Annotated in this window: 20 protein-coding genes, 1 rRNA gene and 2 pseudogenes; 8 read left to right on the top strand and 15 right to left on the bottom strand. The window is 47.7% G+C overall.

Going from position 1 to position 26,082, the window contains the following annotated elements; all coding sequences use genetic code 11:
- Positions 1 to 203, bottom strand: a 16S ribosomal RNA gene (locus DRI82_RS13585); the annotation flags it as partial.
- Positions 204 to 624: 421 nt separating this feature from the next.
- Positions 625 to 1,188 (bottom strand): D-glycero-beta-D-manno-heptose 1,7-bisphosphate 7-phosphatase, encoded by a 564-nt coding sequence (gene gmhB, locus DRI82_RS13590; RefSeq protein WP_114194642.1) that lies wholly within the window; start codon positions 1,186 to 1,188, stop codon positions 625 to 627.
- A 187-nt stretch (positions 1,189 to 1,375) separates the two neighbouring features.
- Here gmhB and metN point away from each other — a divergent pair, with 187 nt between their 5' ends.
- The 6 genes from metN to proS all read left to right on the top strand — a co-directional run bounded on the left by metN (position 1,376) and on the right by proS (position 6,994).
- Positions 1,376 to 2,407 carry a methionine ABC transporter ATP-binding protein MetN gene (gene metN / locus DRI82_RS13595; protein ID WP_114194463.1) on the top strand — a complete coding sequence of 344 codons (1,032 nt, stop codon included), beginning with the start codon at positions 1,376 to 1,378 and terminating at the stop codon, positions 2,405 to 2,407.
- On the top strand, positions 2,400 to 3,053 hold the full coding sequence (locus DRI82_RS13600) for a methionine ABC transporter permease MetI (RefSeq protein ID WP_114194464.1): 654 nt from the start codon (positions 2,400 to 2,402) through the stop codon (positions 3,051 to 3,053). The genes metN and DRI82_RS13600 overlap by 8 nt, the downstream gene beginning before the upstream one ends.
- A gap of 66 nt (positions 3,054 to 3,119) precedes the next feature.
- The gene (locus DRI82_RS13605) at positions 3,120 to 3,935 is read left to right on the top strand and encodes a MetQ/NlpA family lipoprotein (RefSeq protein WP_114194465.1); all 816 of its coding nucleotides are present in this window, start codon (positions 3,120 to 3,122) and stop codon (positions 3,933 to 3,935) included.
- A gap of 113 nt (positions 3,936 to 4,048) precedes the next feature.
- On the top strand, positions 4,049 to 4,453 hold the full coding sequence (gene rcsF / locus DRI82_RS13610) for an Rcs stress response system protein RcsF (protein WP_114194466.1): 405 nt from the start codon (positions 4,049 to 4,051) through the stop codon (positions 4,451 to 4,453).
- Complete coding sequence (gene tsaA / locus DRI82_RS13615) at positions 4,450 to 5,157, top strand: tRNA (N6-threonylcarbamoyladenosine(37)-N6)-methyltransferase TrmO (RefSeq protein ID WP_114194467.1); 708 nt, start codon at positions 4,450 to 4,452, stop codon at positions 5,155 to 5,157. Before rcsF ends, tsaA begins: the two co-directional genes overlap by 4 nt.
- A gap of 118 nt (positions 5,158 to 5,275) precedes the next feature.
- Entirely contained in the window at positions 5,276 to 6,994 is a 1,719-nt protein-coding gene (proS, locus tag DRI82_RS13620; RefSeq protein WP_114194468.1) for a proline--tRNA ligase, read from the top strand.
- Between the two features lie 77 nt (positions 6,995 to 7,071).
- On the opposite strand, the pseudogene nlpE reads toward proS, so the two are convergent.
- From nlpE to DRI82_RS13635, 3 genes and pseudogenes are all read right to left on the bottom strand, one after another.
- Positions 7,072 to 7,748 (bottom strand): annotated as a pseudogene (gene nlpE / locus DRI82_RS13625) (envelope stress response activation lipoprotein NlpE).
- A 63-nt stretch (positions 7,749 to 7,811) separates the two neighbouring features.
- Positions 7,812 to 8,228, bottom strand: a complete 417-nt coding sequence (gene arfB / locus DRI82_RS13630; RefSeq protein WP_114194470.1) for an alternative ribosome rescue aminoacyl-tRNA hydrolase ArfB — start codon at positions 8,226 to 8,228, stop codon at positions 7,812 to 7,814.
- A 2-nt stretch (positions 8,229 to 8,230) separates the two neighbouring features.
- Positions 8,231 to 8,779 (bottom strand): YaeQ family protein, encoded by a 549-nt coding sequence (locus tag DRI82_RS13635; RefSeq protein WP_114194471.1) that lies wholly within the window; start codon positions 8,777 to 8,779, stop codon positions 8,231 to 8,233.
- Positions 8,780 to 9,020: 241 nt separating this feature from the next.
- Here DRI82_RS13635 and DRI82_RS13640 point away from each other — a divergent pair, with 241 nt between their 5' ends.
- Together DRI82_RS13640 and rof are read left to right on the top strand one after the other, a co-directional pair.
- Positions 9,021 to 9,218 (top strand): YaeP family protein, encoded by a 198-nt coding sequence (locus DRI82_RS13640; protein WP_114194472.1) that lies wholly within the window; start codon positions 9,021 to 9,023, stop codon positions 9,216 to 9,218.
- Positions 9,208 to 9,468: a Rho-binding antiterminator gene (gene rof, locus DRI82_RS13645; protein WP_114194473.1), complete on the top strand. Its 261-nt coding sequence runs from the start codon at positions 9,208 to 9,210 to the stop codon at positions 9,466 to 9,468. The genes DRI82_RS13640 and rof overlap by 11 nt, the downstream gene beginning before the upstream one ends.
- Before the next feature lie 230 nt (positions 9,469 to 9,698).
- Here the strand turns inward: rof and tilS are convergent, their stop codons facing one another.
- The 10 genes and pseudogenes from tilS to lpxB all read right to left on the bottom strand — a co-directional run bounded on the left by tilS (position 9,699) and on the right by lpxB (position 26,079).
- Complete coding sequence (tilS, locus tag DRI82_RS13655) at positions 9,699 to 11,009, bottom strand: tRNA lysidine(34) synthetase TilS (RefSeq protein WP_114194475.1); 1,311 nt, start codon at positions 11,007 to 11,009, stop codon at positions 9,699 to 9,701.
- Between the two features lie 174 nt (positions 11,010 to 11,183).
- Positions 11,184 to 13,328 carry a lysine decarboxylase gene (cadA, locus tag DRI82_RS13660; protein ID WP_114194476.1) on the bottom strand — a complete coding sequence of 715 codons (2,145 nt, stop codon included), beginning with the start codon at positions 13,326 to 13,328 and terminating at the stop codon, positions 11,184 to 11,186.
- 126 nt (positions 13,329 to 13,454) lie between these two features.
- A complete protein-coding gene (cadB, locus tag DRI82_RS13665) occupies positions 13,455 to 14,792 on the bottom strand; it encodes a cadaverine/lysine antiporter (RefSeq protein ID WP_114194477.1) in 1,338 nt (445 codons plus the stop codon).
- 264 nt (positions 14,793 to 15,056) lie between these two features.
- Positions 15,057 to 16,676: pseudogene (gene cadC, locus DRI82_RS24545) on the bottom strand (lysine decarboxylation/transport transcriptional activator CadC).
- 143 nt (positions 16,677 to 16,819) lie between these two features.
- Entirely contained in the window at positions 16,820 to 17,212 is a 393-nt protein-coding gene (locus DRI82_RS13680; protein ID WP_114194480.1) for a VOC family protein, read from the bottom strand.
- A 224-nt stretch (positions 17,213 to 17,436) separates the two neighbouring features.
- Entirely contained in the window at positions 17,437 to 19,575 is a 2,139-nt protein-coding gene (locus tag DRI82_RS13685) for a lysine decarboxylase LdcC (RefSeq protein ID WP_114194481.1), read from the bottom strand.
- Between the two features lie 169 nt (positions 19,576 to 19,744).
- Positions 19,745 to 20,704: an acetyl-CoA carboxylase carboxyl transferase subunit alpha gene (gene accA, locus DRI82_RS13690; protein ID WP_114194482.1), complete on the bottom strand. Its 960-nt coding sequence runs from the start codon at positions 20,702 to 20,704 to the stop codon at positions 19,745 to 19,747.
- Between the two features lie 12 nt (positions 20,705 to 20,716).
- Complete coding sequence (gene dnaE / locus DRI82_RS13695; RefSeq protein WP_114194483.1) at positions 20,717 to 24,199, bottom strand: DNA polymerase III subunit alpha; 3,483 nt, start codon at positions 24,197 to 24,199, stop codon at positions 20,717 to 20,719.
- A gap of 138 nt (positions 24,200 to 24,337) precedes the next feature.
- A complete protein-coding gene (gene rnhB / locus DRI82_RS13700; protein WP_114194484.1) occupies positions 24,338 to 24,934 on the bottom strand; it encodes a ribonuclease HII in 597 nt (198 codons plus the stop codon).
- Complete coding sequence (gene lpxB / locus DRI82_RS13705; protein WP_114194485.1) at positions 24,931 to 26,079, bottom strand: lipid-A-disaccharide synthase; 1,149 nt, start codon at positions 26,077 to 26,079, stop codon at positions 24,931 to 24,933. The genes rnhB and lpxB overlap by 4 nt, the downstream gene beginning before the upstream one ends.
- Between the last annotated feature and the right edge of the window lie 3 nt (positions 26,080 to 26,082).

Here is a 26,082-nt window from a genome sequence, read left to right on the forward strand (position 1 = left end):
CCCCACTTTGCTCTTGCGAGGTCATGCGGTATTAGCTACCGTTTCCAGTAGTTATCCCCCTCCATCAGGCAGTTTCCCAGACATTACTCACCCGTCCGCCGCTCGTCACCCAGGGAGCAAGCTCCCCTGTGCTACCGCCCGACTTGCATGTGTTAGGCCTGCCGCCAGCGTTCAATCTGAGCCATGATCAAACTCTTCAATTAAAAGCTTGATTTGCTTCAACACGTGAAGCGATGCTCAAAGATTACTTTCTGCAAATTCATTGCCCTTGCGGGTCAATGGATACTGCTTTGGTCACTCTTCAAGACTTGTTATCTTTTGTCCGTCTTTCGACGGTGGATATTGTCTTGTGAGTGCCCACACAGATTGTCTGATAAATTGTTAAAGAGCAGTGCGTTAGCCGCCGTGGCGCTATCGCGAGGTGGCGTATATTACGCTTTCCTCATTCAGAGTCAATCACTAATTTCGTGAATCCACCCTGCTTTAAATCTTTTCCGTCCCGGTCGCTTTGTGAAGTGAATCACTTGCGCCGTGTCGATGGAGGCGCATTATAGGGGGTCGAGTCAGAATGGCAAGCGTTAAACTTCACTTTTTTTCTGTTCGACCGTTTTTCATACGATGCGCTTAGATATTCCGCTTTTTGATAGCTGCAGGGAGATCCGCAAGGCTATTCAGCACCCAATCAGCCAGCACCTCGCCCTGTTCAGTCACCGGTTTACCGGTTCTGACTAAAACTTTAGTCCCCACACCTGCGGCTGCGGCTGCCTGCATATCCTCAGGTTTATCACCCACCATATAAGAAGCAGCCATATCTATGTTTAACTCTTTCTGCGCATCAATAAACATCCCCGGCTTGGGTTTACGGCATTCACACATCTGCCGATACTCCCCCTCGCCATCAGGATGATGTGGACAAAAATAGATACCATCCAGATCAACATCACGATCTGCCAATGACCAATCCATCCATTCTGTTAGATGCATGAACTGATCTTCTGTAAACTTACCTCTTGCAATACCGGACTGGTTGGTAACAAGAACCAGGGCATAGCCCATCTCTTTTAAAGTACGGCAAGCGTCGATGGCTCCATCAATAAACTGGAAATCATCTATTTCATGAACATACCCATGATCGACATTAAGCGTACCGTCACGGTCGAGAAAAATTGCTGGAACAGGTTGTGCCACGAATTTGCTCCTGATGGCTGGAAAACCACGCCAGTATCGCATGTTTTGACCGTTGGTGAGAATGCAATCCAGCAGCAATCCCGGTTGACTTGGACGTCTAGACGCCTTAACATCCAACAACGCTATGGTACTACACCAGCGTTAACTTTTATCTAGCCATAGGCAACCACGATAAAATAAGAAGAATATGATTAAACTTTCTAACATTACCAAAGTGTTCCAGCAGGGTTCGCGCTCGATTACTGCGCTCTCTGACGTGAGCCTCCACGTTCCTGCAGGACAAATTTATGGCGTTATCGGATCTTCAGGTGCAGGTAAAAGTACCCTGATTCGCTGCGTCAATTTATTGGAACGACCAACCCATGGGCAGGTTCTGGTAGACGGTAAAGATTTGACCGCTCTTTCTGAAGGCCAACTGACGCGTGCACGACGCCAGATAGGTATGATTTTTCAGCACTTCAACCTGCTCTCTTCACGTACTGTGTCAGGCAATGTGGCGTTGCCACTTGAACTCGACAATATGTCGCGCAGTGACATTAAAAAGCGCGTCAGTGAACTTTTGGATTTGGTTGGCCTCTCCGACAAGCATGACGTTTACCCGGCAAATTTATCTGGCGGCCAAAAGCAACGCGTTGCCATTGCACGTGCGCTGGCCAGTAATCCAAAGGTTCTGCTGTGTGATGAAGCCACCAGCGCACTGGATCCTGCCACCACCCGCTCGATTCTGGAGCTCCTGAAAGACATCAATCGTCGATTGGGTCTGACCATTCTGTTGATCACCCATGAAATGGATGTCGTAAAACGTATTTGCGATCAGGTCGCGGTCATCAGCGATGGTCAGTTGATTGAGCAAGATACCGTCAGCGAAGTGTTTTCCCACCCGAAAACACCGCTGGCCCAGCAATTTATCCAATCGACTCTGCATTTGGATATTCCAGAAGATTATCTGAAACGCATGAGCCCGGAACCGGCCGGAGATCGCCTGCCGCTACTAAAATTGGAGTTTACAGGCCAATCTGTTGATGCCCCGCTGATATCTCAGGCGGTAAGACGTTTCAATGTGGATATCGGAATTCTGAGTTCGCAAATGGATTATGCGGGCGGAGTGAAATTTGGTGTCATGCTGGCTGAATTACACGGCGAAGATGAGAATGCATTGGCGGCGATGCAATTCCTGAAAGATCATCATGTGAAAGTTGAGGTTCTGGGTTATGTCTGAGGCAATGATGTGGTTAATGGGCCGTGGCATCTGGGAAACTGTCATGATGACTTTCGTCTCGGGATTCTTTGGTTTTGTGCTTGGTTTACCGGTCGGGGTTCTGCTTTATGTTACCCGCCCTGGGCAGATCATTGAAAACCCCAAGCTCCATAGATCGCTTTCGGGTGTGGTGAACATCTTCCGTTCCATACCTTTTATCATTTTATTGGTGTGGATGATCCCTTTCACTCGGATCATCGTCGGTACGTCCATCGGACTGCAGGCGGCAATGGTTCCGTTAACCGTGGGAGCAGCCCCTTTTATCGCCCGCATGGTTGAGAATGCCCTGTTGGAAATTCCTACTGGTCTGGTTGAAGCTGCGCGCGCAATGGGTGCCACACCGCTGCAGATCATCAAGAAAGTCTTGTTACCTGAAGCTTTGCCGGGTCTGGTGAACGCTGCGACCATTACGCTGATTACACTGGTGGGCTATTCTGCAATGGGCGGCGCTGTTGGTGCTGGCGGTCTGGGGCAGATTGGGTATCAGTATGGTTATATCGGTTATAACGCCACAGTGATGAATACGGTATTAGTATTATTGGTTGTTTTGGTGTATCTGATTCAATTCTGTGGTGACCGGATTGTAAAAGCCGTCACTCACAAGTAATACGGATCGGCAATCGCGTTCACAGCAACGCATACAAATGCGTGTCTATAGATAGAGGGAAGGGAAATGGCTTTTAAATTGAAATCACTCGCCGTCGTCGGTGCACTTCTGGGTACTCTGGCTCTGGCAGGTTGCGGACAGGAAGAGAAAGATCCGAATCATATCAAAGTTGGCGTCATCGTGGGTGCCGAACAGCAGGTTGCGGAAGTGGCGCAGAAAGTCGCTAAAGAGAAATATGGCCTTGATGTCGAATTGGTCACCTTTAACGATTATGTTCTGCCAAATGAAGCCCTGAGCAAAGGCGACATCGATCTGAATGCTTTCCAACATAAACCGTATCTTGATCAGCAGATTAAAGACCGTGGTTACAAACTGGTGTCCGTCGGTAATTCCTTTGTCTATCCAATCGCTGGTTACTCGAAGAAAATCAAATCCCTGGATGAACTGACAGAAGGTTCGCAAGTTGCAGTACCAAACGATCCGACCAATCTTGGTCGCTCATTGCTGCTGCTGCAAAAACAAGGTTTGATCAAACTGAAAGACGATGTTGGCCTGCTGCCAACTGTTCTCGACGTGATTGAGAATCCGAAAAACCTGAAACTGGTTGAACTTGAAGCACCGCAATTGCCACGTTCTTTGGACGATCAGCAGATTGCATTGGCCGTTATCAATACCACCTACGCCAGCCAGATTGGTTTGACCCCTGCGAAAGATGGTCTTTTCGTTGAAGATAAAGATTCACCTTATGTAAACCTGATCGTTGCCCGTGAAGACAATAAAGATGCGGAGAACGTGAAGAAATTCGTACAGGCGTATCAGTCTGATGAAGTATATGAAGCTGCTAACAAAGCCTTCAACGGCGGAGCAGTGAAAGGCTGGTAATTTTTTATTGCTGCTTTTTGCCAATATATATGCAAGACGGGCTACGGCCCGTCTTGTTATTTGTGCGATAGATTGCTTCAATAAGTCACTTTTTAAAATGCAGAGGAATTTCCATGCGAGCTTTACCTCTCTGTTTGTTAGCACTTCTGCTAGCGGGATGTTCCACGACTCCAAAGACGACATCATCCCCGACAAACAGTGTCACTCCCGTCGCCCCTAAACCGGCAGTAGCTAAACCTGCAGCTCGACCTGCACCTGTAAAACTCTACAAGGAAGCAGAAGAGTTAGTGGGCCGTCCATTCCGTGATCTGGGCGAAGTCTCCGGTGAATCCTGCCAAATAACACCACAGGATGCACCGCCGAATATCGCGACCGCTCGCAAAAGAATGCAAATTCGTGCCTCATATATGAAAGCCAATGCTGTTTTATTGCATCAATGCCAAATTATGGGCGGTGTACCCGGCTGCTATCAGCAAGCCGTATGCCAGGGCACAGCTCTCAACGTTTCTTTTAAATGACCGAATTCAGCTTCAGCCAGATAGGGAGGATTCGTTCTCCCTACAAAGAAAAATTTGCTGTACCCCGACAGCCAGGTCTGGTTGAAGATGGGTGTGGTGAACTGATGTTGTTGCCACCCTACAACCAACCCGAAGCAGTACGTGGGCTTGAGGATTTCAGTCACATATGGGTGATGTTTATTTTTCATCAAACCATGGAAGGAGGCTGGCGTCCAACCGTGCGCCCTCCCCGGTTGGGCGGAAACGCGAGGATTGGCGTGTTCGCAACCCGCTCTACGTTCAGACCGAATCCTGTGGGTATGTCGCTGATTGAGCTAAAAGGCATTCGCTGCCAGGGTTCAGAGGTCATCCTCGACTTAGGCAGTTTGGATTTGGTTGATGGAACACCGGTCATTGATATCAAACCTTATCTTCCCTTTGCCGAAAGTCATCCTTCTGCGCGAGCCGGATTTGCCCAATTGGCCCCGACTGCTGATATGCCCATACTTTTTTCTGCGCAGGCCGAACGACAACTACAGTTAAATCTCGCACGCTACCCCACCCTGCGCCGCTTTATCACTCAAGTACTGGCACAGGATCCGCGACCTGCATATCGAAAAGGAGAACATGTCGAACGTGACTATGCCGTGCATCTCCTGGAATTTAATGTGCGCTGGCGCGTGATTGAAAACGCAGCAGAAGTGATCTCACTCGATAACGTTTAATTTTCTTTCTGCTCTCTTTTGACAACCGGCTGTCGCTGTTAAACTAAACCACTTTTTAGTTTTTGGCTGCCTGCTGGCAACTCAATGCAATCTGCCGTTCTAATGGAATCAACACACCATGCGTACTAGTCAATATCTGCTCTCCACTCTGAAGGAGACCCCAGCCGATGCAGAAGTCATCAGCCATCAGTTGATGCTGCGTGCCGGGATGATTCGCAAACTGGCATCAGGCTTATACATCTGGCTGCCTACTGGCCTGCGAGTTCTGAAAAAAGTCGAAAACATCGTACGCGAAGAGATGAATAACGCGTGTGCGATTGAAATATCCATGCCAGTGGTTCAACCCGCAGATTTATGGCAGGAAAGTGGTCGCTGGGAACAGTATGGCCCTGAACTGCTGCGCTTTGTTGATCGCGGAAATCGCCCATTTGTACTGGGTCCAACGCATGAAGAAGTGATTACCGATCTGATTCGTAACGAGATTAGCTCTTACAAACAGTTGCCGCTGAATTTCTACCAGATTCAGACCAAGTTCCGTGACGAGGTTCGCCCGCGTTTCGGCGTGATGCGTGCGCGCGAATTCCTGATGAAAGATGCTTACTCTTTCCATACTACGCAAGAGTCGCTACAGGAGACATATGACACAATGTATGCCGCCTACAGCAAGATTTTCTCACGCATGGACCTCAATTTCCGCGCGGTACAGGCTGATACAGGCTCAATTGGCGGCAGTGCATCGCACGAGTTTCAGGTTCTGGCCTCCAGTGGTGAAGATGATATCGTGTTCTCTACCGAATCAGATTTTGCTGCCAACATTGAGTTTGCCGAAGCGGTTGCACCAGCCACACCGCGTGCAGCAGCAAGTGAAGAAATGCGTCTGGTTGATACCCCAAATGCAAAAACCATCGCTGAACTGGTAGAACAGTTCCAGATGCCGATTGAAAAGACAGTGAAAACACTGTTGGTTCATGCAAATAAAGAGAGTGGACACAAACTGGTTGCCCTGTTGGTACGTGGTGACCATGCGTTGAATGAAGTTAAAGCTGAGAAATTACCTCAGGTTTCAGCTCCACTGACTTTCGCTACAGAAGACGAGATTCGCGCCATTATTGGGGCCGGTCCTGGCTCACTGGGTCCAGTGAATATGCCAATTCCTGTCGTTATTGATCGCTCCGTCGCCGCAATGAGTGATTTTGGCGCCGGGGCTAATGTGGAAAGTAAACATTACTTCGGCATAAACTGGGAGCGTGATTTACCTCTGCCACAAGTTGCAGATATTCGTAATGTGGTCGAAGGCGATGTCAGTCCTGATGGTAAAGGCACTCTGCTGATCAAGCGTGGTATTGAAGTGGGTCATATCTTCCAGCTTGGTACCAAATACTCAGAAGCAATGAAGGCAACGGTTCAGGGTGAAGACGGACGCAATCAAGTGATGACCATGGGTTGTTACGGTATTGGTGTTTCCCGCGTGGTTGCTGCGGCAATTGAACAGAACCATGACGATCGCGGCATTATCTGGCCTGATGCCATTGCACCTTTCCATGTCGCTATTCTGCCAATGAATATGCATAAATCTTTCCGCGTGAAAGAGTTGGCCGAGGAGTTATACTCCACGCTTCGTTCACACGGTGTTGATGTTATTCTCGACGATCGCAAAGAACGTCCAGGCGTCATGTTTGCTGATATGGAATTGATTGGCGTACCGCATACGGTTGTCATCGGCGATCGCAACCTGGACAGTGAAGAGATCGAATACAAAAACCGTAGAAACGGTGAAAAGCAGATGATTAAAACGCAGGATGTTATTGCATTTCTGCTAAGCCAGATCCCTCGCTAATCGTCGTTACAGAGATTTATCATTGTCCCAAAAGCCAAACGCCCGCATTGCGGGCGTTTTTACTCATGCTCGTCGGTTCAACGGCAGCGCTGATTGGCATCGAATTTCGCCGGTCCATCAACGACCAATGTTTTTTGCACCAGTCCCTCTTCTGCTGAAGGCAATAGCATAAAATGTCCGTTGAGCGTGACAAACACGGGCTCTCCCCCCGCTTTACCGGCGGCGCTGTAACCTTGCTGCAGCGCGACAGTATTATCCACAGGGAAAGATTTGCCGGTGGTGCAATCAGTGAATCTGGCCGCATCAGCGAAATACTTGTACATCCCCGTTAAGGCCATTGGCGTTGTAGGTAGATCTTGCTTAACCGGCTTCAACTGATAATTGAATGTGGATTCTATCGGCAGGCCACTGCGATCAAGCATTTCCAGATTCTTATCCTGCGGGCGGAAATAACGCTTCTCACCGTGGTTATCAGTCAAAACCAGTTTGTCTGCCGTTCTGGCCCAATTACCATATTCAGCAAACGTGCTGTCGCCTTCTTTGCCTTGCAAATACTTCTCTTGCAGAACAAATGTTCCATCCTCATTCAGAAAGAGCGAGGTTTCAATACCGCCGCAATCCGCGCAAGGCAAAATGCCCTGATAGCTCTGCTGCATAGGCTGTAACCGTTGTTCATTCGCGCGAAAATGATTATTGCAGCCAATCAGCAAAAGTGCCCCGATGGCAAAAAAACACTTATTGTTATTTTCTTCACAGTTTCTCTCCTACTGTGTACTGCGTAACAGACAGACCTTTTTCATTCTGTCTGGCCAGATGACTAAATCTGGCGAATTTTACCCCGCAATGCTTTCGTTCCTGCTTTACGCGTTTTGCTATCCAACCGCCTGGTTTTTGAGGCTTTGGTCGGTTTTGTTGGACGCCTGACTTTTTCAACCACCGTCGCTTCACGAATGAGGGCAACCAGTCTGGTGAGAGCGGCCTCCCGATTCAGTTCCTGACTCCGATATTCCTGTGCTTTAATAATCACCAAACCATCAGCAGTGATAAGGTGGTGATTCATCACCAATAGGCGCTGCTTATAATACTCTGGCAGGCTGGATGCCTTGATGTCAAAGCGCAGATGAATTGCGGTTGATGTTTTATTTACGTGCTGGCCACCAGCACCCTGTGCACGAATCGCCGTCAACTCTACCTCGCTGTCCGGTAAAGTGACACTATTGGATATAATCAACACACTCAGCGCTCACTTGATTGCCAATCTACAAAATGAATTTCCAAACTGGTCTGAGCATCAGAAAGCCAGATAGTACCTTCCTGTAGAGTGGCTTGTAACACCATATTTCGATTAGCCATTGATGCTAATTGCATCAATAAGCCATCCTCAATAAAGCGCACAGATAAATTCCGCAAACCAGAAGTTTTCTCTTTCATTTGCGGCCACCACACTTTTGCTCCGCGGTCACCGTAAGCATAAAGCACGACATTGGATGATTGATTACAGGCTTTTTTCAACCGTTTCTCGTCTGGTAGACCCAGTTCAATCCAAAGATCGATACCATTATGATCGTTCTTCAGCCAGATCTCAGGCTCATCATCCGCACTCAGACCTTTAGTAAAAAATAATCGTTCATCCGCATGGCAAATCCAGGCTAAAAGTCTCAGCATCATCCGCTGTTCGGTTTCTGAAGGATGTTGCGCTATCGTCAGGCTAGCGTCGTGAAAGAAATTTCGATCCATATCCGCAATATTAATTGCCGCTTTATGGATGGTAGCTTTTAGCGCCATGAGGAACCTCTTGAGTAACAATCGGTAAGTGTACTTGAAAGTACTGCGCCACAACCAGTAACGAACAAATAAACTGAATATAAGCCAATTATAAGATAGAGAGAAACCTTGTTGCTGCTGCTAATAACTCAGTAACTCCTGTGCTATAGTCGTTAGATAATGAGAGTTTATCTTCGTGGGTTTATCAGTTTGCTGGCTTCTGTGCCATCCTACCGGGATAAGCTCTTAGGGGGAGGATAACGTGCAACAATACTGTGAATTAGTACGCCGTTTTTATGCCGAGATTGGCAGTGGCGATCTCGGCTACGTGCCCGATGCATTGGGTTGTGTATTGAAAGCATTAGACGAAGTTGCGGCTAACACTGAACTTCCGTCTTCCGTCAGGGACCAGGCGGCTTTTGCCGCCGCTAACTTACTGGTGAGCGATTATGTCGACTAATGATGAGTACCAACCCATCAATTGTGATGACTACGATAATCTTGAGCTTGCCTGTCAGCATCACCTTGTTTTGACGCTGAAGCTGCGGGGCGGAGATGTTGTCGAGGGGAAAGCGAACGATCTGATCTCGAGAAAACATGTGGAATACCTGATTATTGAAGAGGCAGGTAATCAACGTGAACTACGACTCGACCATATCGCAAGTTTCAGTCATCCTGAAATTGGTACTGTAGTTGTCAGTGCTTCTTAGCAACCACAACTGCTATCTGCTTACAGCGGGCGACCTCAGGGTCGCCCGTTTGCATTAGGAGAAGGGCAACACAGCTGTCCGATTTGGCCTTAACCGAACTTGCACTGGCGTTTCCATCTGCCAATACAGACACAGAAGCCACACTGAAACTCAACAAAATTCCTACGGGCATTCTCATTACTGCACATTAAAACGCATATTCAAGCGTTATTAATCAATTTTGGACTTCCTTATTCAAGTTTCTGCCACTTGATCTGCCATTCCGCTTCGTTATCCTCTGCAATTGCGTCGCGCGTCACAAAAACACCTGGGGCAGCAATCAGCGTATCAGCATAGTAAATGAGCGGTGTCCGAGTTCGCTGCCAGGGAGGGATCCCGAGTTCTTGCCATATTTTTTTTATCTGTCGGGAATGATCTCTCCCCACAATACGGATCTTCCCTTGTGCAAAAAACCTTACCGTCACCGTCTCACCACGCCGAGGCTGACGAATTCCCCTTCCCTGAGTATCAACTTTTAGACACCCCAAATTATCGGGCAAAATCAGATCGTCAGGAGGTTGCCAGAACAAAACGGTATCGGTTAAAGGTACCGTTTGAAGTAACAAATATAAACGCTGACGAAAACGACGAAATACCCACGCCCCTAAAGTAAGCTGAGGCTCGGCATCTTCACGGCTGAGGACCACTTCATTCCAGACGCGTTGCAATTGATCACGGGCTGGCATTTGAACCCCAAAGTCGGCAATCCAACGACGCAAAAGCGCATAGCGCTTAACCTCTGACATAGAGGTCAACCCCTCTATATCCAGGGATCGATTCACATCGATCAATGAATCCAGTGCATCGCGCAACAATTCGTCCAACAGCGATTCTTGCTCGGCGCAAAGAGCGGCACTCCGGGCCGCTGCCGAGGCAAAATGCGGCCAACGCTCTGAAAGTTCAGGCAGAATTCTTAATCGGAGAAAATTGCGATCAAAACGATCGTCCTGATTACTCTCATCTTCTATCCAGGTGAGCTGATGTTGGAGAGCATAAGCTTCCAGCTGCGAGCGAGAAATATCCAAAAGTGGCCGTAAAAGCATATTCTGACGAAAAGGCATTTCTTCCGCCATTCCGGAGAGCCCTGCGGGTCCGCTACCGCGTTTTAAAGCCAACAATAGCGTTTCACACTGATCGTCCTGATGTTGTGCCGTCAGCAGAAGTTCTCCTGATAATAAATATGCCGCAATGGCCTGATAACGCGCAATACGCGCAGCCGCTTCCAGCCCTTGTCCGCCACGATTAACGTCCACATGCACAACCTTGAGTGGCACCTTCAAGGCATCGCAAATCAGTTGGCAATGCTTAACCCAAGAATCTGCAAAACGACTCAATCCGTGATGAATATGTATTGCACGAATTTCCAGAGAATGCTGCTGACGCAGCTGTACCAAAGCATGGAGAAGCACGCTTGAATCGAGTCCACCGCTGAAAGCAACCAGTAGTTTCTTGCGCTCACGCAGTTTGTTAGTAATACCTTGCTGGAAATCCAATATATTCATGACGTAGTAGCGATCATCCTGCTTGTATGAGAAACGGCTATTCGCAAATTAACCAATGCAGTACATCATGACGCAACATCGAAAAGATTTCAGCTACGTCAGATGATTACAATCAATGAAACAACTACAAAATAGTTAAAGCGCCTTCCCAAGGGCGCTTTAACAGTCATGACATTAATCAGAATTGCTGATCACTTTAACAGTATATCGTCCATCGGACTGCCGGTATGCACCATGGATATCAGTAGCGAAGCCAGGATAATGAGCGCCAATTTCGCACAACATTTGCAGGAACTCCAGGATGGGACGACTCTCTTCCGTCAACATTTCTCCAGGCATGACTAAAGGAACACCGGGAGGATAAGGCAGAATCATATTTGCATTCACCTTACCGATCATCTCTTCAAGATAGACTTCTTCAATTTTGCCATGTAGTTCCAGTTGAAAAGCCTTATGCGGATTCATCACCATGGTCGGTAACACTTCAAAGGCGTGGTACATAAGTTCAGGCAAGTTATGATCGGCTATAAGCTGATGAATACCTTGAGCTAACGTTTGGATTCTCATGTTCTCATAGAATTCAGGGGCCTCTTGATAAAGCGCGGGCAACATGTTTTTTACTCTCAAATTCAGATCATATGCACGTTTGAATTCAGTGAGCCCACGCAACAATCCTAATGCTTTTGTTTTATCAATACCGATACTGAATAAGAATAGCAGGTTATAAGGCCCCGTCTTCTCGACAATAATTCCTTGTTGATCAAGATATTTTGAAACCAGGGAAGCAGGAATACCCTGGGAAGCCATGGTTCCATCCTTACTCATACCCGGCGTAAGAATAGAGACCTTGATAGGGTCGAGATACATATGGTCATTATCAATATCTTTGAAACCATGCCATGCATCATCGCTATTTAGCGGCCAGCATTTTGTCTCACCATGAATATCATCAGGTTGCCAAACATCAAAGAACCATCCATCAGACTCATCTTTCAAGCGTTTAATCTCCTTACGAAATTTAATCGCTCGTTCAATAGACCCATTTAAAAGACGTTTACCACTATTACCTTTCATCATTGCTGCTGCCGTTTCCGTAGAGGCAACGATGCCATAATGCGGTGACGTCGATGTATGCATCATAAAGGCTTCATTGAAAGTCTCTTCAAAGTAATCACCTTTAATGTGGATCATGGAAGATTGTGAAAATGCAGCGAGAAGTTTATGTGTTGATTGTGTCTCATAAATAGTTTTTCCCGCTACTTTGTTCCCACTCATTCCACACTTGCCTTTATAAATTGAGTGGAAATTAGTGTAAGGTACCCATGCAGAATCAAAATGAATCGATTTCACATCCAGTTCTTGCTTTATAAAATCCGTGTTATACAACAATCCGTCATAGGTGGAATTTGTGATGACCGCATGTACCGGCCAACTTGCTCCCACTGTCTCGCTAACGCGTTTGGCTATGGTTTCTCGCTGAAACTCACTCTTTGGAATGCCACCAAGGATGCCATATGCATTACGCGTTGGACGGAAATATATTGGCGTTAAATCACTCATCATCATCAAGTGGGTAAGGGATTTATGACAGTTTCTGTCAATCAAAATCGTACTTCCTGCGGGTGCCGCATACATGCCAACAATTTTGTTGGCCGTAGAAGTTCCATTGGTCACAATATAGCTGCGCTCGGCATTGAACGTGCGCGCAATATACTCTTCAGCTTCCTTATGTGGCCCGGAGTGATCAAGTAATGATCCCAACTCAGAGACAGAGATCGAAATATCGGACTTCATGGTATTTGCCCCAAAGAAGTCATAGAAAAGAGTGCCTACCGGACTCTTCTGAAAAGCTGTCCCTCCCATATGGCCTGGTGTACAGAAAGTATATTTCCCTTCACGGACGTATTTGAAGAGCGCCTTGGTCAATGGGGGTAAAATAGCATTGATATACTCATCAACTGTCTGTTTTATTTTATTGGCAATATCCGCCTCTGCTCCCAAGGCGTACTCAAAGAAACGTATCTGCAAACGCAACTGATTCAAGCTGATATCCAATGAAGAATGTACATTTGCAAATGCAAACAGTGGCAGCATTTCATTTAGATAGTGAATATCTTCGCACAGATCGAGGTTGTATTTATCCCAATCGAAAATAACGCCACATAAACGGGCATTATTCTCAATAAGTTTAAGAAGATCTTCGCGATTTTGTGGATAGACTATTTTAAAATTCAAGGCTTCCAGTGATTTATGCAACTCACGAATGGGTTCTTCTTTAAAATAAGCACCCATATGATCCATAACCGCTATAATATTCATATTCTATCTCCTGGCAAAGTTAGCCCCTCCCTTGTTTGGTAGGGATATAAGGAGAGGCGACATAATGGGATAATTTGTCGTATTAATGTATTGTCTTAGATTTAGGCGCTATTTTATATTTAGGCACTAAAGTGTCGCTTTTTTTATCTCCTCATTACAGAAAGTTGGTGGATTACGTTTGTTCATTTTGAGTGCATAAAACATCAAAATAATCAGGCTGACAATAAATGTGCCTGATAGCTCCAGGGATCCCGCTCCCATCAAGGCGATAAAACAGAAGCAACAACCGAGAATGGATGCGGAGAGACTTAGAAGATTGCGCATACTTGCGCCTTCGAAACGAATCAGGTCAATGCAGGAGTAGAAGTAAGGCAGCATGGTCAGCAGTACGGCAATGCCTGTCAGTGTGCCAAAAAGATCGGATGCTTTTCCTCCGCCCGAATTCATCACCGTGATAAAAATCATTAAAACAGTCATTTTTAACGCGGCAAGTAATAATCCTTTCCTGGGTACGCCATTCTTGTCGATTTGGCCGTAGGCTGCCGGAAAATTGCCGTCGTTGGCCGCTCTGGCACCAGCCTGTCCCACCAACATCATCCATGAACCCAAGGAGGTCAAACAAGCAAAGGCTGTAAAAGCTGAAACAATCGGTGCCGCCCAACTCCCAACCATCAAAGACGCACTGGCGGCAAAAGGGGCACCCGATGCCGCCATCTGTGAAGCAGGAAACATCCCATTGATGGCCTGAGTTGCAGCAATGTATACGGCACCGGCGAGTGCAGTTCCCATCATGGTTGCGAGGGGAACGGTTCTTTGCGGATTTTTGACCATCCCTGAACTGACCGAGGCAGATTCAATTCCAACAAATGCCCACAAGCAGAGTAATACACTACTGATCACGGCCTGGTAGTCCGTTGTTCCTGATGTATTCCAGTTGGCTTTATACGTGGCAATATCAAACCAACCCCATCCGAAAATGGCAGTCGACATGACTGGAATGAGTACCAATATAAGACCCGTAGTTGTTAACCGACTGACCCATGAGCCACCCAGCAAGTTGATGAAGGTGAAGAACCAGACGAGCGAAATACATGCAATCCCTGCTGGTACAGGACTATTCAGTATCGGGAAGAAAGTGGAGAGATATGAAACGGCAGTGATCCCAATGGCAAGATTACCAATCCAGTTTGCATGGTAATAAAGTACGCCAGTTTGAAAGCCAAAAGCAGGGCCAATTTCTCCCGCATAGGCAATAGGACCACCAGCCTGAGGATTTTTTGTTCCCAACCTTGCGAATACATAGGCCAGCGATAATGCACCGATCAGCGCAATCACCCATCCCCAGATAGCAATAGATCCCAGCTTTGCCAAATTAGCGGGTAATAGGGCGATCCCACTTCCCATCATATTCCCGGCAACCACTCCGGTGCAGGCGACGAGTCCTATTTTCTTGTTAGATGACATGGTCAGTTACCTTTATTAAATTTGGAAACAAATTTATCTTTCCTGCGTTAATAACGCACGGCAGGAAGTGAACGACCGTCATGCTACTGATCATTTCAAAAAAATAACTCAGGAAAAAGTAAATTTAATCTATGGTTTTTATTCTTGATATTTTATTGATATATCCACACTCAAATACAATCAATAAAACCATCAGCCAATTGCAACCCAAAGCAGAAAAACCACACTATTACTTATATTTCACAAGAGAATTTACCTGAGTAATCAATCACTGAGGTAATTATTAAGATAAGGAGTAACTTGTGAGGTCTCAGTATGGAAAATAGCATTTCCCACCCAGCTCAACGTATCAATACCCGGCCTGAGATTAAATGCAGTCATATAGGCATCTGCAGCAAGATGATTTTCCCCTTTCAACTCATAAGTTTTGCCCAGTAAAACGTAATTCAGCCATGAAACTTCAATTGCCATTGATTTTTGCAGCGCATTATATGCTGCATCGGCCCGCCCCTCACTAAGGTCACGGATGGCATAAATTTGCTGGAGAATAGCGGTATCCTGCAATGCATGAATGTCAGCCAAAGCCAGCAGATCATCATGCAATTGCAGTATTCGAACGTCATCATACGGCAGATAAGAGTTAAGAAGCAGCTCAATCAGAACCTGATAAGCTTTGCCACGAATGGAGTCAGGATGTTCGATAATCAATTGCTCCAAGAGGTGTCTGGCTTTGAGCAGACTGTCCTGATCACCATGCTGAATCCACTGTAATACTTGATATAGACGTTGTTGGAGATAGTTTTGCTCTTTACCACCAGCAATGAGTTCAGGAATGACTTTTGCGGGAATCGTCACCTTCAATACATTGAAAAAACTCTTAAAAAAGTCGTTCTGTACATTGACGATATTGTTAGCGGTGATAACGTATCGCTTGTCCAGGATAAGCTAATTATTTGCATGATCCTCAAGACGCAGGGAAAGGAAACACTGCTGCGCCCGGTAATGGTGTTCATTGATAAATTCAATATAGAGCGACTTACCAGAACCTCCCTCTTCCTTGCCGAGATAATTCGTTTGATCGTGAACCAGATAGGTTGAAAAGGTGTTGAGGGTGCGTGTTACGGTATCAGCCAAACCCAAAATGTAAGCAAGCTGTATTGGCCCGTTTGTACAACTGTTTCCACCATTAAGGCGAATCGTGATCTCGCGAGGGTTCAGAATCGTGACAGGAGGCGGTACAGGTTGACGCGCGTTGAAAGAAGCGACCGCAATGAAACTTACACAAAGCATCAATGCCAAAATAAACGCCAGCCATTCCCAAAAATGAGACATTCTATGCAAGGAATGATTGCCAACGAGCTCATTCTGTTGCAAAGGTTGTAAAGCAGGAAGTGATGATGGCTGTATATCAGTTGCTATAACCTCAATTAACGATATTTCAGAAACATTTTCAGTGTTGACATTTTCTTGAGATTTATTAGCAACCCCATGAATCTCATGTTGATATAAAGTTGATGTATTTGCGATATCTTCAGAGATTAATAACCCCTCTTGTACTTCATCTTGCCATTTAACGGGTTGCACTAACTTATATCCCCGTTTAGGAATCGTGATGATATAATCATGATCTTCATCCCTTCCCTTCTTCAGCGATTTTCGCAACTCGGATATACACTGAGTAACAACATGATCAGTAACCATTCCCCTTTGCCAAACGTTATTAATAAGCTCATCCCTGCTCAATACTTGATCAGGGTATTTAGCAAAGTAAGTTAGCAGATCGATTAATCTGGGTTCGAGAAAAAATGCATAACCATTTCTACTAATTTCATTGTTGGGAGGAAAAACCACCCATTCACCAATGGCAAATGTCTTTTCTTTCATTGTTTTTATTTAATAAAACCTAAAGGGAGGACATAATATGATGAAACTTTATCATATCAATGATTTTTGCTCGTACAGAAAAGTAGATATCGTGCGCAGTGTCAATTAATAGTTAAGTATAAAATCAGTGCGCACGAAGTTAATTATTCGTTCTCGTAAAGTTCTAAAGGTAATAGATCGGGATCCTTAAAAAAGGTAAAACGTTTCCCTGTAAAAGGATCAACCCGGATCGGTTCACACGTTACACCGGCACGTTCAAGTTCACTGATTGCAATCTCGATATTATCCACACTGAATGCGAGATGACGCAAGCCGCATGCTTCTGGTTGACTGGGGCGTGCAGAAGGGTTAGGAAAGGAAAAAAGTTCGATGGTGTAATGATCGTTGAGTGCCAGATCCGCTTTCCAGGAGTCTCGCTCCTGACGATAAAACTCTCCTAACAGCCGGAATCCCAAAATATCGCAATAGAAGTGCTTACTAATTCGATAGTTACTGGCAATTATCGCGATGTGATGAACCTGACGTAACTTAAGCATGCTTTCTCCAAGACTTATTCATGTCCTGTGACGGTACCTGACCAGAGTAAATCCCGTCAATCCGTGCTTTCCTAAATTGCCCGAATTACGATACGTCACGCAAAAGCACGCTATTGCCCCGCGTAGCCCAACTCCAGAGCGTGTACAGACCCATTCACGCCGCCTATCTGATTATTGGCGACGGTTGAGAGCGGATGAGGGTGTCCCTGCATCCGCGTTTATTCTCAGGATGGTTTGAAAACGCTCACCAGATACCGCCCCTCTTCGGTCAGTTTCGCTCCGTGGATATCGGTTTCAAACCCTGGATAATGAGAACCAATCGAACACAGCATCAGTAAAAATTCGAGTACAGCCCGGCTCTCTTCTGTGATCATTTCACCAGGCATTACTACCGGCACCCCCGGCGGATAAGGCAAAATCATCGTCGCCGACACTTTGCCGATCAGTTGATCAAGCTCACATGTTTCCACGTTGCCTCTCACCTGATGCTGGAACATCTCATAAGGGGTCATTTTCATTTCAGGCAAAGTATCGAATGCGCGAAGCATTAATCGGGGTAAATCATGCTGCTGCATAAGGCGATGGATGCCCTGTGCCAAGTCCTGAATACGCATGTTGCGATAAAAGTCCGGATCTTCCGCGTAAAGATCCGGCAGCATATTGCCCACACGTAAATTAAGATCGAATGAGCGTTTGAACTCAGTCAAACCACGCAGCAAGCTCATTGCTTTGGTTTTATCGATACCAATACTGAATAGAAAAAGCAGATTGTAAGGTCCGGTCTTTTCGACGACCACACCGCGCTCGTCGAGGAATTTTGCTACCAATGCTGCGGGGATACCCGTTTTCGCCAGCGCTCCTTTCTCATCCATTCCCGGCGTCAGGATCGTCACTTTAATGGGATCAAGAAAGATATGATCGCGATCGGTCTCACCAAATCCATGCCAATTGTCATCCGGATTTAATGGCCAACATTCGGCTTCATCGATCTCTTCAGGCTGCCAGATGTCAAAAAACCAGCCATCCGACTCCTCACGTAAACGCATAACCTCTTTGCGGAAATGCAGGGCACGCTCAACCGAACGGGTAATCAATCTGCGCCCAGGATTACCACGCAGCATCGCGGCAGCCGTTTCCATTGAAGCGACAATGCTGTAATTCGGCGATGTCGTGGTATGCATCATATAGGCTTCATTGAAGGTGCCTTCGTTATAGTCACCTTTTATATGAATCATTGATGCCTGCGAGAATGCCGCCAATAATTTGTGCGTCGATTGCGTCTCATAGATCACCTTTCCCGGGATCCTTTCGCCACTCATCCCGCTTTTACCGGCATAAATCGGATGGAAATTGGTGTATGGCACCCATGCGGAATCAAAATGTATTGAAGGAACGTCCAGCGTTTGCTTAATGTAGTCAGTGTTATATAGCAAACCATCGTAGGTGGAATTGGTGATCACTGCGTGCACTGGCCAACTGGCATTGGCAGTTTGTGCAATCTTCAATGCAATACTCTCGCGGGAAAATTCACGCTGCGGTATGCCGCCGAGAATGCCATATGCATTGCGGACAGGGCGTAAATAGATCGGCACAATATTGGTCATCATCAATAAGTGTGCCAATGACTTATGGCAATTTCGATCGATAAGCACAGTGCTACCCGCTGGTGCAGAATACATCCCGACGATTTTATTCGCCGTCGATGTGCCATTCGTCACCATGTAACTCTGCTCAGCATTGAACGTGCGGGCGATATACTCTTCGGCCTCAAGATGCGGGCCGGTGTGATCAAGCAGAGATCCCAATTCCGTCACAGAAATTGAAACATCAGCCTTTAAGGTATTGGCACCAAAAAAATCATAGAACAAGGTCCCTACGGGGCTTTTTAGAAACGCAGTGCCCGCCATATGACCGGGGGTACAAAACGTATATTTGCCTTCTTTTACATAAGTGAAGAGTGCCTTGGTCAATGGTGGCGTAATGGCATCGATGTATTCATCCGTATACTGGCGGATTCGCTGCGCGATATCTTCTGCAGCATCGAGCGTATACTCAAAAAAGTAGAGCGCCATACGCATTTCATTGAGACTGACATCCATTGAAGAAGTGGTGTTGATGAATGCGTAGAGTGGCAAATATTCATTGAGGTCGTTGATCTCAGTACAAAGTTCCATACTTAACTGATCCCAATCGAAAATAACTCCGCAGATGCGAGCGTTATGCTCAATGAGTTTCAACAGGTCGGCTGAGTCCTGTGGATAAATCAGTTTGAATCCCAGCCCCGTCAATGCGACATCCAACTCGCGCATTGGCTCATCTTTGTAATACACACCCATTGGTTGCATGATGGCAATTATATTCATGAATCGATCCTTTTTTGTTCTGCATTTGCCTATGCATTTCCGCAGCTGGTAAGCATAGTTGAATATCATGCTACAGAGAGGTGTTATGGCGGTGGAGAAACAACAGGTAACAAAAAACCCGATGACAAATCAATGGCATCGGGTTTCAGGAATCAACAACGCTACCTTATCAGCAGTAACCGTAAGTCATCAGGCGCTGGTAACGGCGGTTGCGGAGTTCTTCTGTATTGAGTACGTCGAGATCGCTAAAGTCAGCCAATAACTGTGCCTTCAAGGATTCAGCCATCGTCGCAACATCACGATGAGCACCACCCAAAGGTTCAGGAATAACCGAATCAATCAGCTTAAGCTCTTTCAGGCGCGGTGCCGTGATACCCATCGCTTCCGCAGCAAGAGGGGCTTTATCTGCGCTTTTCCACAGAATCGACGCACAGCCTTCAGGTGAGATAACAGAATAAGTGCTGTATTGCAGCATATTCACTTTATCACCCACGCCGATAGCCAGTGCACCACCCGAGCCACCTTCACCGATGACGGTGCAAATTACCGGAACATTCAGACGGGACATTTCACGCAGATTACGCGCAATGGCTTCTGACTGCCCACGCTCTTCCGCACCCACACCTGGATAAGCACCTGGGGTGTCGATGAAAGTCACGATCGGCATCTTGAAGCGCTCGGCCATTTCCATCAGGCGCAGCGCCTTACGGTAGCCTTCCGGCGCAGGCATACCAAAGTTGCGGCGGATCTTCTCTTTGGTTTCACGCCCTTTCTGATGACCAATGATCATCACCGGACGTCCTTCCAAACGAGCGATACCACCAACAATGGCTTTATCATCAGCAAAAGCGCGATCGCCTGCCAGCTCATCAAAATCAGTAAAAATATGGGCGATATAATCCAGGGTGTAAGGGCGACGAGGGTGACGCGCCAACTGGGCGATCTGCCAGGCTCCCAGGTCAGAGAAGATCTTACGCGTCAATTCAACGCTTTTCTCACGCAGGCGCTCAACTTCTTCGTCCAGATTAATATCTAATTTTTCGTCTTGACGACTGACTGCAGTCAGCGAGTCAATTTTCGCTTCCAGCTCTGCAATCGGCTGTTCAAAATCAAGAAAATTCAGACTCATAGCATTCCTATTTTAGTCAAATTCCAGTTCCACCTGCTCATTACCTACCAGAGTCCGCAAATCTATCAACAAGCGGTCGGTGGGCGTCACACGCCATGTCGCGCCAAATCGCAGCCGGGCGCGTGCATCTTCTCGTTGATAATACAGATGCACTGGAATCGTCCCTGATCGATGGGGTTCCAACGACTGGCGGAGACGGTTCAAAAGCTGGTCATCAATTTGCCTGTCAGTCAGCGATATAGCAAGCCCACGAGCATATTTTTCACGGGCTTCACTGATATCCATGAGCTCGCGGGCGGTCATTTTAAGTCCACCACTGAAGTCATCAAAGCTGACCTGTCCACTGGCAATCAGGATACGGTCTTTTTCCAACAAATGCTGGTATTTTTCCAACGCATCGGTGAATAACATCACTTCCAGACGTCCCGAACGGTCATCCAGCGTACAAACCCCGATGCGATTACCACGCTTGGTAACCATAACCCGTGCTGCAACCACTAACCCCACGGCAGTGGTCATTTTGCCCCGATCCGTCGGATGCATATCTTTCAAACGCTGGCCTCCGGCGTAGCGTTCAATCTCCTTCAGATACTGCGTGATGGGATGGCCGGTCAAATAGAGCCCCAGCGTTTCCCTTTCACCATCAAGTACTTTCTGTTCCGGCCACAGTGCTACATTCGCATAGGATTTTTCGACCTGCTCTGGCGCCTCGGCCAGAACGCCAAACATATCCACCTGCCCAATAGCTTCCGCCTTTGCATGCTGATCGGCAGCTTTGAGTGCATCCCCAAGGGAATTCATCAGCGCAGCACGATGTGGCCCAAGGCGATCAAATGCCCCGGACATGATCAGCTTTTCGAGTATACGGCGGTTAAGCTTCTTGGTATCTGAACGGGCACACAGATCGAATAACTCTTTGAAATATCCGTCCTGGTTACGCGCCTCGATGATGGCTTCAATCGGGCCTTCACCCACCCCTTTTATTGCGCCAATACCGTAAACGATCTCGCCTTCATCATTAACGTGGAAATGATAAAGACCGCTGTTGATGTCGGGAGGCAGGATCTTCAGCCCCATGCGCCAGCATTCGTCAACCAGCCCCACCACTTTGTCCGTATTATCCATATCCGCAGTCATCACTGCCGCCATAAATTCGGCGGGATAGTGAGCTTTCAACCACAAGGTCTGATACGAGACCAGCGCATACGCTGCGGAGTGGGATTTATTGAAACCATACCCGGCGAATTTCTCCACCAGGTCAAAAATTTTAATCGCCAGTTCGCCGTCTATGCCGCGTGCTTTCGCGCCGTCCTCAAAACCACCGCGCTGCTTGGCCATTTCGACCGGGTTCTTTTTACCCATGGCGCGACGCAACATATCTGCGCCGCCCAGCGAATATCCCGCCAGAACCTGGGCTATTTGCATGACCTGTTCCTGATAGAGAATGATGCCGTACGTCGGCTCAAGCACTGGTTTCAGCGATTCGTGCTGCCATTCAATATCAGGATAAGAGAGCGCTTCACGGCCATGCTTACGGTCAATAAAGTTATCAACCATGCCTGACTGCAATGGCCCCGGGCGAAACAGCGCCACCAACGCGATCATATCTTCGAAACAGTCGGGTTTCAGGCGCTTAATCAGATCTTTCATGCCGCGTGATTCAAGCTGGAAAACCGCAGTGGTTTCCGAGCGTTGCAACATATCGAAGCTTTTTTTATCGTTGAGCGGAATTGACGCAATATCGATGGGATCTTCACCCTGCCTGGCTCGGCGCGCATTGATCATGCCCAGTGCCCAATCGATGATGGTTAATGTACGCAAGCCCAGGAAGTCAAACTTCACCAGACCCGCATATTCCACATCATTCTTGTCAAACTGGGTGACCGGGTTGTGACCCTCAGCGTCGCAATACAGGGGTGCAAAATCTGTAATTCTGGTTGGCGCGATCACCACTCCACCGGCATGTTTACCGGCGTTGCGCGTCACCCCTTCCAGTTTACGCGCCATGTCGATCAGCGCCCTGACCTCTTCATCTGCCTCATAAATCTCGGGCAGTTGCGGTTCAGCAGCAAAGGCTTTTTCCAGCGTCATCCCAGGATCGGGCGGCACCAGTTTGGAAATACGATCAACAAAACCATATGGGTGTCCGAGCACCCTTCCCACGTCGCGAATTACCGCTTTTGCCGCCATGGTACCGAAAGTGATGATCTGCGATACCGCATCACGGCCATACATGTCAGCCACATGCTCGATCACCAAATCGCGTTTTTCCATGCAGAAGTCGACGTCAAAGTCAGGCATGGAAACACGTTCCGGGTTAAGGAAGCGTTCGAACAGCAAATCAAATGCCAACGGGTCGAGGTCGGTGATTTTCAGCGCATAGGCCACCAACGAACCGGCACCCGATCCTCGCCCTGGCCCCACTGGCACATTGTTATCTTTTGACCATTGGATAAATTCCATCACTATCAGGAAGTAACCAGGGAATCCCATCTGGTTGATAACCCGAAGTTCGATATCCAGCCGTTCATCATACTCAACGCGTTTCTCTAAGCGGGCTTGAGGGTCAGGAAATAAAAATTCGAGACGCTCCTCCAGCCCTTCTTTAGACTTCGCCACCAGAAAATCTTCGGTAGTCATTTCGCCGGTCGGGAATTGCGGCAAGAAGTATTCACCAAGACGGATAGTGACGTTACAGCGTTTGGCAATTTCGACGCTATTAATCAGCGCTTCCGGGATATCAGCAAACAGCTCGCACATTTCATCTTCGCTGCGCATGTATTGCTGGGGACTATAATTCCTTGGCCGTTTTGGATCATCGAGAGTAAAACCGTCATGGATGGCAACACGAATCTCATGCGCATCAAAGTCACTTTCGACCAGGAAACGGACATCATTGGTGGCAACAACCGGTAAGCCCCGCGCCGTCGCCAGCTCAATTGCCGCATGCAGGTAGTTTTCCTCATCCGGTCGACCGGTACGAATCAGTTCGAGGTAATAACGATCGGCGAAATATTCCTGATAAAAATCGAGACACTGCTCAACCTGAGGCTGATTGCCGCGGATCAAGAACTTCCCGACATCCCCCATTTTCCCGCCAGAAAGCAGCAGCAAACCGTCCCGATGCTCTATCAACCAATCCCGATCTATTACTGGTCCTGCAGCGCCATAGCCACGCTGGTAGGCACGGGAAATGAGTAGCGTCAGGTTTTGGTAGCCATCATTGTTCATTGCCAGAACGGTCAAATGCGCCAGCTCATCCCCAAGCACTTCGCTTTGGACGTTAAAATCGGCACCAATTATTGGCTTGATCCCGGCACCATGCGAACTGCCGTAAAACTTAACCAGTCCGCACAGGTTGGTAAAATCAGTGATTGCCAGCGCTGGCATGCCGAGAGCGGCGGCTCGCTTCACCAATGGACCCACCTTGGCTAACCCATCAATCATGGAGTAGTCACTGTGTACGCGAAGGTGAATAAAACGAGGTTCGGCCATATCCAGATACCAGAAATGAGTGGGTGAAAAATCTATCTGGCATCTTTACTCAATGCGATTGAGAACACCAGATTTGAAAACGCCGAATTTGTCAACGCCGGGTTTGCGAAGACCGGGTTTGCAAAGGCTATTGTAGCGCTAAGCCAAACCTAACGCGCGCTTAACTGGCGCAAAGCTGCGACGGTGGTGCTCAGTCGCGCCCAGAATGGCCAATTTTTCCAGATGGAAGGGCGTTGGGTAGCCTTTATGCTGCGCGAAACCATAATCTGGAAAACTGAGGTCAAGCTCAGTCATTTCACGATCGCGGGTCACTTTTGCCAGAATGGAAGCCGCACTGATCTCTGCAACCAGACTGTCACCTTTCACCACCGCCTGAGAGGCCATAGGCAGCTTAGGGCAGCGATTACCATCAATCAATACCATATCAGGCGTAATCCTCAGCCCGGCAACAGCACGCTGCATTGCCAGCATTGTAGCGTGCAAAATATTCAGTTGATCGATCTCCTCAGGTTCTGCGCGTCCTAAACTCCAGGCCAACGCTTTCTCCGTAATTTCATCAAAGAGAGCATTACGCCGTTTTTCACTGAGTTTTTTGGAGTCAGCCAGACCGATAATCGGTTTTTTCGGATCGAGGATTACCGCAGCAGTTACCACAGCACCAACCAAGGGGCCGCGGCCAACTTCATCTACCCCTGCGATGCAGGTCGCATGAGGATAAATAAACAGCTCTTTCATTGATGGGTCAACTCCAACACAGCCTGAGCCGCTTGTTTATCGGCACCACAGCGAATGCTCTGATGCAACTCCAGAAAAGTGTGCTTCAGTTCAGCGCTTTCATCACCACCGGAAAGCAGGGGTAAAAGCGCAGCAGCGAGTTTCTCAGGCACGCAGTCATGTTGTAAAAGTTCAGTGACAATCTCGCGCCCTGCCAGGAGGTTTGGCAATGAGACATAGGGTGTTTTAACCAGACGCTCAGCCAGCCAATAGGTAAAGGGCTTCATTCTGTAGCCAACAACCATCGGGCATTTCGCCAGCATGCACTCAAGCGCCGCCGTACCGGAAGCGAGTAACGCCGCATCGCTGGCGATCATTGCATCGCGCGCATTGCCATCAAGCAAATGGGCATGAAGATTGGGTGCGACCTCCGCCTTGATGCGCTCAAACTGCTCGCGACGTTTGGCATTCACCAACGGAACGACAACCTCAAGCTCAGGATATTGCTCGCGCAACAGCATCGCTGTGCGAAGAAAATCGGCGCTTAGCATTTCGACTTCCGCACCACGACTGCCAGGCAAAAGCGCCAGGCAACGAACATCGGGGGCGATCCCCAACGTTTTGCGTGCCAGCAATTTGTCTGGTGTGAGCGGCATTGCATCAGCCATCGTGTGACCAATGAATCGGCAAGGAACGTTGAATTTGTCGTAAAACGCTTTTTCAAAAGGGAGGAAGGCCAGCACGAGATCTGTGGCTTTACCAATTTTGAAAACACGTTTTTGACGCCAGGCCCAAACTGATGGGCTGACATAATGGATGGTGCGGATCCCTCGCTGCTTCAACCGACCTTCAAGCGTGATGTTGAAATCCGGTGCATCGATACCCACAAAAACATCGGGAGCCAACGTCGTGAAACGTTGAGTCAAGTCACGACGGATTTTCAACAGGCGTGGCAGACGCTCCAACACCTCTACCACCCCCATCACCGCCAGCTCTTCCATTTCATACCAGGCTTCACAACCTTCGGCCTGCATCAAAGGCCCCGCCACACCAACAAAGCGTGCATCAGGTACCTGCGCCTTGAGGGCACGGATTAACCCGGCCCCAAGAATATCACCGGAAGTTTCTCCGGCGACCAGTCCGATAGTCAAAGGACGATTTTGCATGGA

The sequence above is a fragment of the Edaphovirga cremea genome, assembly GCF_003332275.1.
In the GTDB taxonomy this organism is placed as follows: Bacteria; Pseudomonadota; Gammaproteobacteria; order Enterobacterales; family Enterobacteriaceae; genus Edaphovirga; species Edaphovirga cremea.

Bases quoted from the DNA above. Each gene is read 5' to 3' on its own strand.
- dnaE (WP_114194483.1), bottom strand. From the start codon at position 24,199: ATGGCCGAACCTCGTTTTATTCACCTTCGCGTACACAGTGACTACTCC.
- DRI82_RS13600 (WP_114194464.1), top strand. From the start codon at position 2,400: ATGTCTGAGGCAATGATGTGGTTAATGGGCCGTGGCATCTGGGAAACT.
- tilS (WP_114194475.1), bottom strand. From the start codon at position 11,009: ATGAATATATTGGATTTCCAGCAAGGTATTACTAACAAACTGCGTGAG.
- rnhB (WP_114194484.1), bottom strand. From the start codon at position 24,934: ATGAAAGAGCTGTTTATTTATCCTCATGCGACCTGCATCGCAGGGGTA.
- accA (WP_114194482.1), bottom strand. From the start codon at position 20,704: ATGAGTCTGAATTTTCTTGATTTTGAACAGCCGATTGCAGAGCTGGAA.
- DRI82_RS13605 (WP_114194465.1), top strand. From the start codon at position 3,120: ATGGCTTTTAAATTGAAATCACTCGCCGTCGTCGGTGCACTTCTGGGT.
- DRI82_RS13635 (WP_114194471.1), bottom strand. From the start codon at position 8,779: ATGGCGCTAAAAGCTACCATCCATAAAGCGGCAATTAATATTGCGGAT.
- rof (WP_114194473.1), top strand. From the start codon at position 9,208: ATGTCGACTAATGATGAGTACCAACCCATCAATTGTGATGACTACGAT.
- DRI82_RS13685 (WP_114194481.1), bottom strand. From the start codon at position 19,575: ATGAATATAATTGCCATCATGCAACCAATGGGTGTGTATTACAAAGAT.
- DRI82_RS13680 (WP_114194480.1), bottom strand. From the start codon at position 17,212: ATGCTTAAGTTACGTCAGGTTCATCACATCGCGATAATTGCCAGTAAC.
- cadA (WP_114194476.1), bottom strand. From the start codon at position 13,328: ATGAATATTATAGCGGTTATGGATCATATGGGTGCTTATTTTAAAGAA.
- proS (WP_114194468.1), top strand. From the start codon at position 5,276: ATGCGTACTAGTCAATATCTGCTCTCCACTCTGAAGGAGACCCCAGCC.
- tsaA (WP_114194467.1), top strand. From the start codon at position 4,450: ATGACCGAATTCAGCTTCAGCCAGATAGGGAGGATTCGTTCTCCCTAC.
- cadB (WP_114194477.1), bottom strand. From the start codon at position 14,792: ATGTCATCTAACAAGAAAATAGGACTCGTCGCCTGCACCGGAGTGGTT.
- rcsF (WP_114194466.1), top strand. From the start codon at position 4,049: ATGCGAGCTTTACCTCTCTGTTTGTTAGCACTTCTGCTAGCGGGATGT.
- metN (WP_114194463.1), top strand. From the start codon at position 1,376: ATGATTAAACTTTCTAACATTACCAAAGTGTTCCAGCAGGGTTCGCGC.
- lpxB (WP_114194485.1), bottom strand. From the start codon at position 26,079: ATGCAAAATCGTCCTTTGACTATCGGACTGGTCGCCGGAGAAACTTCC.